The sequence below is a fragment of the Paenibacillus alginolyticus DSM 5050 = NBRC 15375 genome, from assembly GCF_000422905.1.
GTDB classification, from domain to species: Bacteria; Bacillota; Bacilli; order Paenibacillales; family NBRC-103111; genus Paenibacillus_E; species Paenibacillus_E alginolyticus.
Genome location: NZ_AUGY01000050.1, coordinates 15,326 through 31,152, shown reverse-complemented (window position 1 = coordinate 31,152; position 15,827 = coordinate 15,326). Strand labels below are relative to the sequence as shown.

Sequence of the window (15,827 nt, the reverse complement as noted above, 5' to 3'; positions counted from 1 at the left end):
CGTGGAAAACGCAATTTTATTAACGATGGGCGTAGCTTTTGTACTTGCGCTTATTATGGGACCGCTTTTTATACCCATTTTGCGGCGTATGAAATTCGGGCAGCAAATACGTGAGGATGGTCCGCAAGGACATCTCAAAAAACAAGGGACGCCAACGATGGGCGGAGTCATTATTTTACTCGCGCTGGCCCTTGCTACGCTTCGTTTTGCCGACAAAAATACGGATCTTCTCATCCTGTTAATAGCCTCTTTAGGCTATGGACTAGTTGGCTTTCTCGACGATTATATCAAAATTATTTTCAAACGCTCACTCGGACTTACAGCGAAACAAAAGCTGTTCGGTCAGCTCTTGATCTCCGCTGTCGTCTGTTACCTGCTTATCATGCAAGGACACAGCACGGACTTATATATTCCATTTGTAGCGTTCCACTTTAACCCAGGCTGGTTGTACTTTCCCATAATGGCAATTTTGATGTTGGGTGCATCGAATGCGGTGAATTTTACAGATGGTCTTGACGGGTTGCTTGCGGGGACAAGTGCCATTGCATTTGGTGCTTATACGGTTATTGCAATGAATAATACGCAGCCGGAAGCGGCTATTTTTTCGGCAGCCATGGTTGGGGCCGTACTCGGTTTTCTCGTTTTTAATGCCCATCCTGCTAAAGTATTTATGGGTGACACAGGATCGCTTGGGATTGGCGGAGGCCTAGTGGCTGTTGCCATCTTGACCAAAGCTGAGCTGCTGCTTGCCATAGTCGGCGGTGTGTTCTTGGTTGAGATTCTCTCTGTTGTGATCCAAGTTGTTTCTTTCAAGACGAGAGGCAAGCGTGTTTTCAAAATGAGTCCGATTCATCACCACTTCGAATTGGTTGGCTGGTCGGAATGGCGTGTTGTTATCACATTCTGGGTCGTAGGCCTCGTGCTTGCTGTACTCGGATTATATATGAATGAGGTGTTGTAGAGCATGAAACATCCGCGGGATTATCGTGGACTTGAAGTGATTATTTTGGGCTTGGCTCGCAGCGGAGTTGCTGCGGCTAAGCTTTTTCATCAAAAAGGAGCCTTAGTCACGGTCAACGACAAAAAAGAGCGAAGCGCATGCCCTGAAGCCGACGAATTAGAGGCTCTGGGTATTTCTGTTGTATGCGGCTTTCATCCGGAGTCCTTAGTGCATGAAGGTATTTCTCTCGTTGTGAAGAACCCGGGAATTCCGTATTCGGTAGAGCCAATTCGCAAGGCAGAAGAGCTTGGAATCGAGGTCGTAACGGAGGTAGAGGTTGCTTATCAATTTTGTGAAGCTCCGATTATCGGTATAACGGGTTCGAATGGCAAGACCACAACGACAACATTAATTGGTTTAATGCTGGATGCAGCTGGCTTATCTCCGGTTGTAGCGGGTAATATTGGGCGAGCATTAACCGAGGCTGCGCCTGAAGTTACGGCTGATAACTGGATGGTTGTTGAGCTCAGCAGCTTTCAACTGAAAGGAACGACTTCGTTCCGACCGACAATTGCACTTTTGTTAAATGTGTACGAAACTCATCTGGATTATCATGGTTCTATGGATGACTATATCGCTTCGAAAGCTAAAATATTTTCAAATCAAACCGAAGAAGATACGGCAATCCTGAATTGGGATGATGAGGTGTGCCAGTCTTTAATTCCTAGCCTGAAGGCTAAGCTGTTCCCATTTTCTATGAAAGAGAAGCTCGCTTTTGGCGTTTACTTTGATGTAGAAACTGAGGTCATCGTTTACGCAAACGGACTCGGCCAAGTGCAATCGATTATGCCGGCTAGAGAAATGGGGATTCCGGGCAGCTTTAACGTTGAGAACGCGTTAGCAGCGGCGGCAGCGGCCATTACAGCGGGTGTTCAGCTAGATGCCATAGCAGATGTGCTTAGAAGCTTCCAAGGCGTAGAACACCGTCTGGAGCTCGTTAGAGAGCTGAAGGGTGTGACCTTCTATAACAACTCCAAAGCGACGAATGCAGCGGCTTCGATTAAGTCGATTGAAGCGTTCAACCAGCGCGTTATTCTGATTGCGGGAGGTTTGGACCGCGGGTCGGACTACATGGAACTTCTGCCTACTTTTCGTGAGCGGATTAAAGGTATCGTTACCCTAGGACAAACGAAAGAGAAAATTATACATATTGCCGAGCTGGCAGGGATTAGCCGCATTCAAACCGTCGATACTGCTAAGGATGCAGCGGACGCGGTGTCGCAAGCCGTTCAGCTAGCCTGGCAAATGAGTGAACCCGGAGATATTGTTCTACTTTCACCTGCTTGTGCAAGCTGGGATATGTTCCCCTCCTATGAGGACAGGGGACGCATGTTTAAGGAGTCCGTGCATAACCTTTAAATAGGGCTTATCCACATAGGCTGACTTGTGGCGTTACTGGCGCTGCTTGCTGATATGTATCAAGGATGACGCCCACAACACACGAAGAGGTGTCTGTTATGGGTAAAGCACGGTCCGCTCCTGACATTTGGATTATTGTTCCAACCTTGTTGCTTTTGACAATTGGCGTTATTATGGTTTACAGCGCTAGCAGTGTTCTTGCGTTTCGCGAATTTGGCGACTCCCTATACTACTTGAAACGTCAATTTATATTTGCTGTTTTGGGTGTAATCGCCATGTTTTTTACGATGAATGTTGATTATTTAGTTTGGAAAAGATTTGCCCGAGTCGCGCTTTTTGTTTGCTTTGCCATGTTGATTATCGTGTTGATTCCCGGCATTGGGGTTGTACGAGGTGGGGCTCGAAGCTGGTTAGGAATTGGTGCCTTCGGTATTCAGCCGTCCGAATTTATGAAAATTGGGATGATTCTCTTTCTATCCAACCTGTTATCTGAACATCAAGCGAAAATAACCCTATTCAGAAAAGGATTATTGCCGCCGCTTGGCATCATGGGCTTAGCATTCGGTCTAATTATGCTGCAGCCTGACCTTGGAACAGGTGCCGTTCTCGTCGGAGCTTCGCTGCTCATCATCTATACATCGGGTGCGAGATTGCTTCATCTCTCGTATCTAGGTATGATAGGGGTTGCGGGTTTTATCGGGCTTGTCATTGCCGCCCCATACCGTTTGAAGCGAATTACAGCATTCTTGGATCCATGGCAGGATCCTCTAGGTGCAGGTTATCAGTCGATTCAATCGCTCTATGCGATAGGACCTGGAGGACTTGTAGGGCTTGGCCTAGGCATGAGCCGCCAGAAATACAGCTATTTGCCAGAGCCGCAAACGGACTTCATTTTCTCCATTATTGCTGAGGAACTTGGATTTATCGGCGGTACGCTTGTGCTGCTGCTCTTTACGATTCTTGTGTGGCGCGGAATGCGGGCAGCTATTACAGCGCCGGATACGTTTGCCAGTTTGATTGCTGTTGGCATTATCGGCATGATTGCCGTACAAGTCATTATTAATATTGGTGTTGTTATCGGGATGTTCCCGGTAACCGGCATTACTTTGCCATTCATAAGTGCAGGAGGGTCTTCATTGACGCTTATGCTGACATCCGTCGGCATCCTGCTCAATATATCCCGCTATTCGAGGTGACAGGGGAATGAAAACGATTGTCTTTACCGGAGGAGGCTCCGCAGGACATGTTACACCTAACATAGCGCTGATGCATAAGCTTGCGCAGTTAGGTTGGGAAATTAAATACATAGGTTCAGCTACGGGCATCGAGAAAGACATCATAGAACGCGAAGGTGTACCTTTTTACTCCATTTCGTCTGGGAAATTACGTCGATATTTTGATCTGAAAAATTTCAAAGACCCTTTCAGAGTGATAAAAGGCGTCTATGAGTCTTATAGATTGCTCCGTCGTTTGAAGCCCGCCATCGTCTTTTCGAAGGGCGGGTTCGTTTCCGTCCCGGTCGTTCTAGGCAGTCGGATGAACAAGATTCCGGTGATTATTCATGAGTCGGATATAACGCCTGGGCTTGCGAACAAGATTTCAATACCTTTTGCAACCAAGGTTTGCGTGACCTTTCCGGAGTCCTTACAGCATGTTCAAAGAGACAAGGCTGAACTGACAGGCTTACCGATTCGTGAACACATTCTCAGTGGTAAAGCGTCACGCGCCTACCAGCTTTGTGATTTTCATTCGCAAAAACCGGTCATTTTGGTGATGGGCGGCAGCCTAGGCTCACAAGTGATTAACCAAGCCGTCAGAAGCAACTTAGAACGATTGTTAGCTCAGTTTCAGATCGTACACCTATGCGGGAAAGGCAATATCGCGTCAGAGCTTGCCCATACCCGAGGATATAAACAATTTGAATATTTGAATGAGGAGCTCCCGGATATTTTGGCAATGACAGACCTTGTTATTTCCAGGGCTGGCGCCACATCGATTTATGAATTTTTAGTCATGGAAAAGCCGATGCTGCTCATTCCATTATCACTGCAGGCAAGTCGAGGCGACCAGATTCTAAATGCAGAGTCGTTTCAGAAAGCTGGCTACGCAGATGTTTTGCAAGAGGAGGCTTTAACTGCCGATACGCTCGCAGAGCGTGTGGAAGCTCTTCATGCGAATCGAGAGACCCACAAGGCAGCGATGAAGTCACGCAAAGATAGCGATGCGGTTGCATCGATCGTAAAACTGATTGAAACCTATCGTTTATCGACTTGAATTTGCTAAACCGAATAGGCGATTGTCACACTCTATCCGATTTTACATAAACTACACTATAACCGTGACAGACACCTAAGGCTTAATATGGCGCCAAACAACGAAGACCGGCCATCTTCGACTCGGTCCGTATTATGAAATTATGATGCTTGAATCTGCTTTTCAAGATAATTTCGCCCTACGTTCTGTGAAGGAGGTTTTCCCATGCAACAGTTAATATCCGACTTACAGGCAGCAAATATTGGCGAGATTCGAACGAATGAACGACTAGCCCCTTATACGACATGGAAAATCGGCGGTCCGGCTGATTGCCTCGTTATCCCCCAAACGAAAGAGCAGGTAGCTGCTGTCATCCGATTTCTATATGAACGCGGTGTTCCATGGACGGTCATTGGTAGAGGATCTAATCTGCTTGTAAGTGATAAAGGCATTAGAGGGGTCGTTATTAAACTTGGCAATGCGTTAGAAACGCTTCGTTTTGATGGTGCGATGGTCTACGCAGGTGGTTCCTATTCGTTCATTAAATTGTCCGTACTAGCGGCCAAAGAAGGTTTAACCGGACTGGAGTTTGCTTCTGGCATTCCCGGTTCAGTGGGAGGCGCCGTCTACATGAATGCAGGGGCTCATGGGTCCGATGTGTCACGCATACTCAAGCAGGCTGAAGTCATCCTGGACACAGGGGAATTGGTCACGATGAAGGCGGAGGATTTGCAGTATGCCTATCGACATTCGATTCTGCAAACATTGCCCGGCATTGTAACGGAAGCTGTCTTTGAATTACAGGTTGGAGAGCGCAAAGAAATTGCGGGAGCCATGGCGGCTTACCGCGATCGGCGTCGGCGTACTCAACCCGGCCAATTAGCTTGCGCTGGAAGTGTATTCCGCAACCCCGAAGGGGGATTCGCAGCTAGGCTTATCGAAGATGCCGGCCTAAAAGGCAGAAGTGTCGGTGGAGCGGAAATCTCAACGCTTCACGCCAATTTCATTGTTAATACCGGAGATGCTACAGCCGAGGACGTTCTCACTCTCATAGGCGAGGTACAGCTTATCGTACAGAATCAGTACGGGATATCGCTAGTACCGGAAGTTCTTGTGATAGGTGAGAGGTAAATCGGAGGTGGAACTTTGGAGAAGCTCGTTATCGAAGGTGGAAGACCTCTTACGGGAGCCATCCAGATACACGGCGCGAAAAACGCCGCATTACCAATCTTAGCAGCCTGCATCCTGACTAGCGGCACTCATACCCTGCATAATGTTCCTAATTTGCTCGACGTCGACACCATGCTGCGCATTCTTCGCGCGCTGGGTTGTCGTGCTGAGCAGCAAGGGGATACGGTATCTATCACAACATCCACAGCTCATTCCTCTCATATCCCAGAAGAATTGATGGGTCAGATGCGTTCTTCCATCTTTCTTATGGGTCCGCTACTCGCTAGATTCGGCAGTGTTACCGTATATCAACCAGGTGGCTGCGCAATCGGCGAACGTAAAATCGATTTGCACCTTAAAGGTTTGCAGGCTCTCGGAGCCAAAATTGAAGAATTCGCCAACAAGATTGTTTGCACCGCAGATTCACTGCAAGGCAGCGAGATTGTTCTAGACTTCCCCAGTGTGGGGGCTACGGAAAATATTATGATGGCTGCTGTCAAAGCAGAAGGCATCACAACGATTCACAATGCTGCCCGTGAACCTGAGATTCAGGATTTGCAAAACTTCCTGAACGCGATGGGCGCCGATATTATTGGCGCAGGTACGGACACCATAACGATTCGCGGAGTGGAGTCATTATCTCCTTGTGCATATCGCATCATACCCGATCGCATTGTAGCAGGAACATTCCTTGTTGCAGCTGCAGCGACCAAAGGAAGCATTACACTCGAAAGAGTGAACCCTGCTCATTTAACCTCGGTTATTCATGTTCTCAAGCGCGCAGGTGTTCAAATCATCACGGACGGTGATATAATACATGTAAGCTGTCCGACAAGACCGAAGGCAGTCGAACGTATTGTTACTTCGCCGCATCCGTCCTTTCCAACGGATCTTCAATCGCAAGTCATGGTGCTGTTATCTCTAGCAGATGGACTGAGCATAATGAAAGAAACGATATTCGAAGGTAGATTTAAACACGTTGATGAACTTTCCCGCATGGGAGCGGATATCCGTGTAGATATGAGCTCAGCCTTTATCCGAGGGGTTCCGAGGTTATATGGAGCAACGGTGGAAGCGACTGATTTGCGAGCCGGTGCAGCACTTGTCATTGCCGGTCTGGCTGCGCATGGCACTACGATCGTTGAGCAAATTCATCATATTGATAGAGGCTATGATAGAATTGAACATATGCTTTCCATGTTGGGAGCCTCCGTGCATCGTCAATCACCCGTCCCAAGCGAGTAGAATGTTTGAATGACTTCCGCTGATCCCTTCCTGCTTGCAGGTGGGGATACACGGTTTTCATTTGTTTATTATACGAAAATAATAGGTGGTGCCCATCTTGTCTGAAGACCGCAAAGTACCCGCTCTGCCTGTTCCAAAGCCGCGTGCGCGTACGAATCGGAAGCTGCTGATTTTTTTGTTCGTCTTTTTTATCACGGTTCTTATCATTTTGTTTTTTCAATCTTCCCTTAGCCGAATTAGTGCCATTGAAGTTGAAGGAAATGAACTTATGGCATCTGAAGCCATTGGACAAGCTAGTCAAATTGCCGTCGGTGATCGTTTCTTCGCCGTTAGCTCACAGGCTATCCAACAGCGTATTGCCAAGATGCCCATGATCAAAACGGCAGTCGTGAAGAAGCATTTTCCAGGCATTATCCGTATTACTGTGGAAGAATTCCCTAAAGTCGCGTTCCAAATTGGAGCAGATGGCAAGAAGCAGGCAGTGCTGGCTGATGGCGCTGTCGTGCAGCTTACTGCAAGCAACATTCCATTGGACATGCCTATTCTGACAGGGTGGACAGACGGCGATCCGAACAAGGCCGCACTTTGCAAAGTGCTTGGTGAAATCCCGGAGAGTGCGCTATCTGACATATCTGAAATTAAACCGGATCCGTCGGAACCATACCCAGACAAGATCAAGCTTTATACAAGATCTCAATTCGAAGTCTATACAACCATTGCCTATTTACCTGAGAAAATTGACAATTTGCCTGCCTATATAGCAAGCTTACAAGATGATCATATTACGAGTGGTGTTATCAAAATGCTAGAAGTAGAGTATCACACTCCATTCGAACCGAATGAAGAGTCCAAAAATGATGCGAACAATCCATCTGGTCAGAAGGCTGGGAGCAATTCCCCGAGTCCTACACCTGATTCGAACAAAGATGGGGGTAAGTCAAGCCCAAAGCCGACTCCAAAAGCGACGCCCAAATCACCGCCAAAGGAAACAGCGCGTCCTTCCTGACAAAAAAACGTTTAATGGGCTACTCAATCACATGAAATAATGTTAAAATTAGATTTATGGTTAATTAGGTATCTATCATTTTGTAAGATTGTTTTAAGTATTTACTAGACAGGATCTATCTCATTTTTTCATCATTAAGACTTGATATGTAAACGACTTTTTTTACTGGCAAAAAAAATGTAGAAAAAAGAGGGAATATGGCGGTTGTGTGGAATACGTATAGAAGTATTTGTGAGGAATTCACTTTATTACCCAAGTTACAGGAGGTGCCAGGGGCTTGAGCAACAATGACATCATTGTTAGTTTAGACATCGGTACATCCAAGGTTCGAGCTATTATTGGGGAAGTCGTAAACGGAACCATTAATATAATAGGTGTGGGATCTGCCGAGTCAGAGGGTATTCGTAAAGGCGCAATCGTTGATATTGATCAAACTGTGAATTCCATTCGCAGCGCTGTTGATCATGCTGAACGAATGGTCGGCGTACAAATTTCCGAGGTTTACGTAGGAATTTCAGGAAATCATATTGCTCTTCAATCTAGTCATGGTGTTGTCGCTGTTTCTAATGAAGACCGAGAAATCGGAGAAGAGGATATCGATCGTGTTATTCAAGCGGCTAGAGTCATCGCATTACCTCCCGAACGTGAAATTATTGGAGTTGTACCTAAGCAATATTTAGTAGATGGACAAGAAGGCATTAATGATCCTCGTGGCATGATTGGTGTTCGCTTAGAAGTGGAAGCGACAATTATCACTGGAGCGAAGACAGGGATACATAATTTAATCCGTGTTGTGGAAAAATCCGAACTGAAGGTTGCAGGCCTCATCTTGATGTCGCTAGCATCTGGGCAGTTAGCCTTATCGAAGGATGAGAAAGCTGTTGGAACGGTTCTCGTTGATGTAGGAGCAGGGGCAACAACGATTGCTGTATTTGAACAAGGTAATCTTGTGGCTACGTCGACGATTCAAATCGGTGGCGAGTACATCAGTAATGATATTTCAATTGGTCTCCGGACTCAGCTTGAAATCGCAGAGAAAATAAAGCTGAAATACGGTTGTGCTTCTGTTGAAGACTCAGCGCCAGATCAAGTGTTTAAGGTTACGAGAATGGGAAGCAATGTGGAAAAAGAGTTTTCTCAAGTAGACCTCGCGAATATCATTGAACCCCGTGTTGAAGAAATTTTCCAAATGATCCGTGCGGAAGTTCATCGTTTGGGATATGGTGATTTAGCTGGTGGTTATGTGCTTACAGGCGGAACTGTTTGTATGCCAGGCATACTTGCGGTCGCACAAGCTGAACTCGCAACGTCTGTACGCATCGCTGTTCCTGACTTTATTGGAGTACGCGATCCTTCTTACACTAGTGGAGTTGGCATCATTCAATTCGTATCCAAATACATGAAAAATAGGAATTCGGGTTTCTCTAAGAAAGTAGCAACGAAGTCAACAGCAAAAAAATCCTCCGAAAGTAATAAACCAGGTTTTCTTGAACGGGTAAAGAATTTTTTCAGTGAATTTATTTAGTGAATGCAAAGTTAGGGGGATATGACTCACATGTTTGAATTTGATATGGATTTAGACCAATTGGCTCAAATAAAAGTCATCGGTGTTGGTGGCGGCGGTAGCAATGCAGTAAATCGTATGATCGAGAACGGTGTTAAAGGCGTTGAGTTTATCACCGTTAATACAGATGCTCAAGCTTTACACTTAGCTAAGTCTGTACATAAACTACAAATCGGGGATAAACTGACACGAGGTCTTGGTGCAGGTGCAAATCCTGAAGTAGGTAAGAAAGCGGCAGAAGAGTCAAGGGAGACAATTCTAAATACGCTTCGCGGCGCAGACATGGTATTCGTTACGGCAGGTATGGGTGGCGGTACGGGTACTGGAGCTGCACCGGTTATTGCCGAAATCGCTAAAGAAGTAGGAGCTTTGACGGTAGGTGTAGTTACTCGTCCGTTCACGTTCGAAGGACGCAAACGCTCTTTGCAAGCTGAGCAAGGTATTGCAGCATTGAAAGAGAAGGTAGATACGCTTATTATTATCCCGAATGATCGTCTATTAGAAATTGTAGATAAAAAGACTCCTATGCTTGAGGCCTTCCGTGAAGCAGATAACGTGCTTCGTCAAGGTGTACAAGGGATCTCAGACTTAATCGCTGTACCTGGACTCATCAATCTAGATTTTGCGGATGTCAAAACGATTATGACGGAACGCGGCTCGGCCCTCATGGGTATTGGTGTTGCAACAGGTGAGAATCGTGCAGCTGAAGCAGCTAAGAAAGCGATCTCCAGTCCTTTGTTGGAAACTTCCATTGAAGGAGCTCGCGGGGTTCTAATGAACATTACGGGCGGCGTGAATCTCAGCTTGTACGAAGTCAATGAAGCAGCTGATATCGTTGCATCTGCATCGGATATCGAAGTGAACATGATTTTCGGAGCTGTCATCGATGATAAACTCAAGGATGAAATTCTCGTTACTGTTATTGCAACTGGTTTCGAGCATAAGGCAGCACCTGTTCATCAACCCATCAAACGTCCTGGCACGGGTCAACCAGAAACTCCTGCTCCAGACAATCGGTTGAACAACTTGAAACCTTTTGGTTCACAACCATCTAACGACCAATTAGATATTCCGACGTTTCTTCGTAATCGCGGGCGCAATACCGACAAATAATTACACAATAATTGTAAAGAGGCCGAAGCCCTACATGATGTAGGAGCTTCGGTTTTTTGTTGTTCTTAGGGCTTTTCTAGCTTGAGATAGGCCGCGTCAACTGACAAAAAAAGTATCATCCTACTAGCAAGTTTAGACAGACTTTGAAATTAGATTCCCATATACTGATTTAGAACCTTAAAGTTTCGTCAGAAAAATTACTATAAAAGCATCCGTCTTGGAGGTGAGGAAATTGTGGTCGTCTATGCGGATCTCATTTTCCTGCTGAACTTTCTGATGGATGCGGCCATGCTTATCGTAACGGCTAAAACACGGAAAATATCGTTCAAGTGGTGGAGAATCGTAGGTTCGTCGGTTTTAGGTGCTTCCTATGTGGTCATTATGTTCCTACCAGTTCCGTTGTTTCTTTTTACATTTTCTGTGAAATGTATGTTCTGTATCGGTATGATTATGACTGCTTTTGGGTTTGGCTCCTTACAAAATTTATTGAGAAACATCGGAACGTTCCTTTTAGTGAATTTTGCTGTAGCCGGTGGAATATTCGGCATTCATTATGTCATGGCATCCTCATCCGATGTGATGGATGGGATTGTGTTTACGCAAACAGGTGTGGCCATGTTTCAGCTGCAGGTTGGAGGTATCCTGTTTGTGCTCGTGTTGCTGTTACCTTTGCTGTGGTGGTTCAGAACGGTGTTTCAGAGTTCGAAACAGCGTGAGGTGTTGACCTCTTATTTGGCGGAAGTAACGATTCATGTGGGTGATTATTCAGCCTCTTGCAAAGGTTTAATTGATACGGGTAATCAATTGTACGATCCGTTGACACGAACACCTGTAATGGTAATGGAAGTGTCTGAGTGGGGGGATGTATTGCCTGTAGAATGGCTCCAAAGGATTCGATCGGCTGATGTCGATCAGATCATAAGTGGTTTGGGTGCCGAAGAATTTGTTTGGCAAGACCGATTGCGTCTCGTGCCTTACCGTGGCGTTAATCGGAATACCCAATTCATGCTGGCCATTAAACCGGATAAGGTGGTGATCACCCATAATCATTTGCAAATTGAAGCGTCTAAGGTGCTTATCGGACTCGACGGAGGAAAACTTTGCAGTGACGGCTCTTATCAAGCGATTATCCATCCAGCTTTAATTTCAGCAGGGTAGCGCTTTCAAACGGAGGAGTATATATAGCAATAAGATACGATAAAAACTTTCTTTGATTTAGGAAATATGTTTTGCTAAGCAGCAAAACTCAACATATGCTTACGATGAAAGTTTTCCTACGGAAAACTCTTAGGAGGAAACTAACATGTTCTTGAAGTGGAAAATGCTCTTTCAACTAGCGTATTATCGTATTTTAATGCTATTAGGTCTCAGAGGCGAAGAAATCTACTACATTGGTGGTAGTGAAGCGTTACCGCCCCCGCTTACGAGAGAAGAAGAAGAGTACTTATTGGAAAAGTTACCGTCCGGGGATGCCGCAGTGCGAGCTATGCTGATTGAGCGCAACCTAAGATTGGTTGTCTATATAGCTAGAAAGTTCGAAAATACTGGTATCAATATCGAGGATTTGGTTTCTATCGGTGCCATTGGACTCATCAAAGCAGTGAATACTTTTGACCCGGAGAAAAAGATCAAGCTGGCTACATATGCTTCCCGCTGTATTGAAAATGAAATTCTCATGTACTTAAGACGAAACAGTAAAATACGCACGGAAGTTTCGTTCGATGAACCACTGAACATTGATTGGGACGGAAATGAACTTCTGTTATCTGATGTATTAGGGACCGAAAATGATACGATTTACAGAAATATTGAAGAACAGGTAGATCGAAAGCTGCTGCATAAAGCACTGGATAAGTTAACAGAACGTGAACGCATCATCATGGAGCTTCGTTTTGGTCTTCAAGACGGGGAAGAAAAAACGCAAAAGGACGTCGCTGACTTGCTTGGCATTTCACAATCGTATATCTCCAGATTGGAAAAGCGTATTATTAAAAGGCTTCGCAAAGAATTTAATAAGATGGTCTGAAAAATATTTTTTGACGGGTCATGTCGAAATTGTTCAGCAGTCACGGGAGGGAGCGAGTCGAAACCCTTTTGTCAAGTGGCTCCATCCAGGATAGGACAGGAATAAATCAACCGCTCACGGGGATAATTAACAGTAATGTTTCTCCTTGGGAGGTAATCACGGTGACCCGAAATAAAGTTGAGATATGTGGTGTTGATACCGCCAAACTGCCTGTTCTGACCAATGCTGAAATGCGCGAACTGTTCTCTGATTTGCAGACGAAACAGGAGCGATCTGCCAGAGAGAAATTGGTCAATGGGAACCTAAGGTTGGTTCTAAGTGTGATCCAGCGGTTCAACAATCGCGGAGAGTATGTGGACGATCTCTTCCAAGTTGGCTGTATTGGTTTGATGAAAGCCATTGATAACTTTGATTTAAGTCAAAACGTCAAGTTCTCAACCTATGCTGTACCGATGATTATAGGTGAGATTCGCCGCTACTTACGAGACAATAACCCGATTCGCGTTTCTCGTTCCTTAAGAGATATTGCTTACAAAGCTTTGCAAGTCAGAGACAGCTTGACGAATCAGAATTCACGCGAACCTACGATCTATGAAATCTCCGAAGCCCTTAATGTGCCTAAGGAAGATGTGGTATTTGCGCTTGATGCCATTCAAGACCCCGTGTCGCTATTTGAACCGATTTATCATGATGGCGGAGATCCCATTTATGTCATGGACCAGATTAGTGATGAGCGCAATAAGGACATGTCTTGGATTGAAGGAATTGCTCTTCGCGAAGCGATGCGTAAACTTAATGCCAGGGAGAAGATGATTCTCTCCATGCGATTTTTTGAAGGGAAAACGCAGATGGAGGTTGCCGATGAGATCGGCATTTCCCAAGCGCAGGTTTCCAGACTTGAGAAATCAGCCATCTGTCAGATGCAGAAACATGTGAAATCGTAATTAACATAAAGACTGGATCGGCTGTGACAAGCCGTGAAGGTCTTTTTTTGGTTTTCAGGACATTTTGCCCAGACCGCACATATACTAGTACAAAATCAGTTAAAAATCCTAATGAGATTCGTGGTGAATAGCCTCATGAAAATATCTGATTTCCAGACGAAAGATGTAATCAATATTGTAGATGGTAAAAAGCTCGGGCAAATCAGTGATTTGGAGCTTGATCTGCGTCAGGGTCGTATCGAATCGATTGTTGTACCGAATCAAAGCCGATTCTTCGGGTTGTTTGGTGCAGGGACAGATGTCATTATACCTTGGAAACATATTGTGAAAATCGGTGCAGATGTCGTTCTTGTAAAGCTGGAAGACGTCCGGCCTTATCGTCAAACGGATGATAATGATGGTGTTTATGAGTTCAATCAGCAATTCCGAAATTGACGGAAGGCACACGAGCGAAGGCTGCTTCTTCACAGCAGGCCAAGCAAACATCGTGTGTCTTTTTATTTTGTGCTAAAGTAAAAGGAAGTAAAGAACGAAGTGTGGGGAGAGAGCGACCGTGGAACCATTTGTTAAACAAGATAAAGAGGATAGGCCTGTCCTATTTACCATAGCAAACTGGATGGAGCAATACAGTGAATTGACAGCTGGTTTTACATCCCGTCATGGCGGAGTGAGTCAGGCACCGTATTCTACGCTTAATTGTGGGCTGCATGTGAGCGATGTGCCAGAGCATGTGGTGAGGAATCGTGAACTGCTCGCTGAAGCCGTAGGCCAGCCATTTGAAGCATTTACGTACGCAGAGCAGGTACATGGTAACGAAGTCACTGTAGTAAGCCTACACGAAAGAGGGATGGGCAGAACATCCAGGGAAACAGCCATTCAGGCGAAGGACGGCTTCATTACAAATGAGAAGGGAATCGTGCTTTGTGCGCAATTTGCAGATTGTGTACCGTTATTTTTCTATGATCCTGTTAAGCGAGTTGCCGGACTTGCTCATGCAGGCTGGAAAGGCACAGTGTTAAACATTTCCATGGCTACGATATCCTTAATGACACATACTTTTGGTAGTCAGGCTGCAGATATTCGAGCGGCAATAGGTCCATCTATAATGGCGTGCTGTTATGAAGTTGATGAGACTGTAGCTAGTCGTGTGAAGCATGTTCTTGCGGATATCAAAGCATCATCGGAAGAGCGTCAAGCTGTTATGGTCGACAAAGGAAATGGCAAGTATATGCTGAATTTGCAAGAATTGAACCGAAAATTGTTACAGCAAGCAGGAATTTTGTCGTCCCATATCGAAGTATCACAGTTATGTACGAGTTGTAGCACTGATCACTTCTTTTCACATCGAAAAGAGGGCGGTTCTACAGGTAGAATGATCGCTTGGATAGGTCTTCTTTGAGGAGAACGATGCATGCGATGTGTTGAATAGAGGTGTCTGCATAAGTGAGTTTATTGGCCCGTAAAGAAGAGGTAGAAGCCCGTATCGCCGCAGCTTGTAAGCGGTCTGGACGGAGTGAGAACGAAGTTAAGATGATTGCTGTAACGAAATATGTTTCCTTGGATACAACCAAAAGCGTACTGGATGCAGGCCTTCTGCATATCGGTGAGAATCGCTGGCAGGATGTAAAGCCGAAGTGGGAAGCCCTCCATGAACGAGGAACATGGCATTTCATTGGTCATTTGCAAACGAATAAAGTAAAGGACGTCATTGGCAAGTTCGCCTACATTCACTCTTTGGATCGGATCTCTCTGGCCAAAGAACTGGACAAGCAGGCTGCAGCTCTGGGCATTGTAGTGAATTGTTTATTGCAAGTGAATGTTTCCGGTGAAGAGTCAAAGTATGGTATTGCACCAGAGCATTTCTTCCATTTTGCTACAGAAGTTAGCGGGCTAAAACATATACATATCACTGGTTTGATGACAATGGCTCCCTATGAGATGGAGGCCGATGCAACAAGACCTGTCTTCCGCGGATTGAGAGAATTGCGAGACCGTCTCAATGAACTGAGAATTTTCCCTTACGAGATTACCGAGTTATCCATGGGGATGTCCGGAGACTTTGAAGTAGCGATTGAAGAGGGTGCAACTTGGGTTCGTTTGGGTACTGTTCTGGTAGGGAAAGAACTTTAGTTAACCTGATTTAAGAA

At 45.4% G+C, this 15,827-nt stretch carries 15 protein-coding genes; all 15 read left to right on the top strand.

Going from position 1 to position 15,827, the window contains the following annotated elements:
* Positions 1–25: 25 nt before the first annotated feature.
* The 15 genes from mraY (at position 26) to G519_RS0121780 (ending at position 15,810) form a co-directional block, all read left to right on the top strand.
* The gene (mraY, locus tag G519_RS0121850; RefSeq protein WP_036633572.1) at positions 26–961 is read left to right on the top strand and encodes a phospho-N-acetylmuramoyl-pentapeptide-transferase; all 936 of its coding nucleotides are present in this window, start codon (positions 26–28) and stop codon (positions 959–961) included.
* Between the two features lie 3 nt (positions 962–964).
* On the top strand, positions 965–2,359 hold the full coding sequence (gene murD, locus G519_RS0121845) for a UDP-N-acetylmuramoyl-L-alanine--D-glutamate ligase (protein ID WP_029196518.1): 1,395 nt from the start codon (positions 965–967) through the stop codon (positions 2,357–2,359).
* A gap of 98 nt (positions 2,360–2,457) precedes the next feature.
* Entirely contained in the window at positions 2,458–3,555 is a 1,098-nt protein-coding gene (gene spoVE / locus G519_RS0121840) for a stage V sporulation protein E (protein ID WP_029196517.1), read from the top strand.
* 7 nt (positions 3,556–3,562) lie between these two features.
* Positions 3,563–4,633, top strand: a complete 1,071-nt coding sequence (locus G519_RS0121835) for an undecaprenyldiphospho-muramoylpentapeptide beta-N-acetylglucosaminyltransferase (RefSeq protein ID WP_029196516.1) — start codon at positions 3,563–3,565, stop codon at positions 4,631–4,633.
* Positions 4,634–4,837: 204 nt separating this feature from the next.
* A complete protein-coding gene (gene murB / locus G519_RS0121830) occupies positions 4,838–5,743 on the top strand; it encodes a UDP-N-acetylmuramate dehydrogenase (RefSeq protein WP_029196515.1) in 906 nt (301 codons plus the stop codon).
* A 15-nt stretch (positions 5,744–5,758) separates the two neighbouring features.
* Complete coding sequence (murA, locus tag G519_RS0121825; protein WP_029196514.1) at positions 5,759–7,027, top strand: UDP-N-acetylglucosamine 1-carboxyvinyltransferase; 1,269 nt, start codon at positions 5,759–5,761, stop codon at positions 7,025–7,027.
* A gap of 97 nt (positions 7,028–7,124) precedes the next feature.
* Positions 7,125–8,033: a cell division protein FtsQ/DivIB gene (locus tag G519_RS43950; RefSeq protein ID WP_051253569.1), complete on the top strand. Its 909-nt coding sequence runs from the start codon at positions 7,125–7,127 to the stop codon at positions 8,031–8,033.
* 277 nt (positions 8,034–8,310) lie between these two features.
* Complete coding sequence (ftsA, locus tag G519_RS0121815) at positions 8,311–9,558, top strand: cell division protein FtsA (protein WP_029196513.1); 1,248 nt, start codon at positions 8,311–8,313, stop codon at positions 9,556–9,558.
* Between the two features lie 30 nt (positions 9,559–9,588).
* Positions 9,589–10,710: a cell division protein FtsZ gene (ftsZ, locus tag G519_RS0121810; RefSeq protein WP_029196512.1), complete on the top strand. Its 1,122-nt coding sequence runs from the start codon at positions 9,589–9,591 to the stop codon at positions 10,708–10,710.
* Positions 10,711–10,944: 234 nt separating this feature from the next.
* Complete coding sequence (gene spoIIGA, locus G519_RS0121805) at positions 10,945–11,868, top strand: sigma-E processing peptidase SpoIIGA (protein ID WP_029196511.1); 924 nt, start codon at positions 10,945–10,947, stop codon at positions 11,866–11,868.
* Between the two features lie 145 nt (positions 11,869–12,013).
* Positions 12,014–12,736 (top strand): RNA polymerase sporulation sigma factor SigE, encoded by a 723-nt coding sequence (gene sigE / locus G519_RS0121800; RefSeq protein WP_029196510.1) that lies wholly within the window; start codon positions 12,014–12,016, stop codon positions 12,734–12,736.
* A 161-nt stretch (positions 12,737–12,897) separates the two neighbouring features.
* Positions 12,898–13,680 (top strand): RNA polymerase sporulation sigma factor SigG, encoded by a 783-nt coding sequence (sigG, locus tag G519_RS0121795; RefSeq protein ID WP_029196509.1) that lies wholly within the window; start codon positions 12,898–12,900, stop codon positions 13,678–13,680.
* A gap of 135 nt (positions 13,681–13,815) precedes the next feature.
* A complete protein-coding gene (locus tag G519_RS0121790) occupies positions 13,816–14,115 on the top strand; it encodes a YlmC/YmxH family sporulation protein (protein ID WP_029196508.1) in 300 nt (99 codons plus the stop codon).
* A 118-nt stretch (positions 14,116–14,233) separates the two neighbouring features.
* Complete coding sequence (pgeF, locus tag G519_RS0121785; protein ID WP_029196507.1) at positions 14,234–15,079, top strand: peptidoglycan editing factor PgeF; 846 nt, start codon at positions 14,234–14,236, stop codon at positions 15,077–15,079.
* Between the two features lie 44 nt (positions 15,080–15,123).
* Positions 15,124–15,810 (top strand): YggS family pyridoxal phosphate-dependent enzyme, encoded by a 687-nt coding sequence (locus G519_RS0121780; RefSeq protein WP_029196506.1) that lies wholly within the window; start codon positions 15,124–15,126, stop codon positions 15,808–15,810.
* Positions 15,811–15,827: the final 17 nt, after the last annotated feature.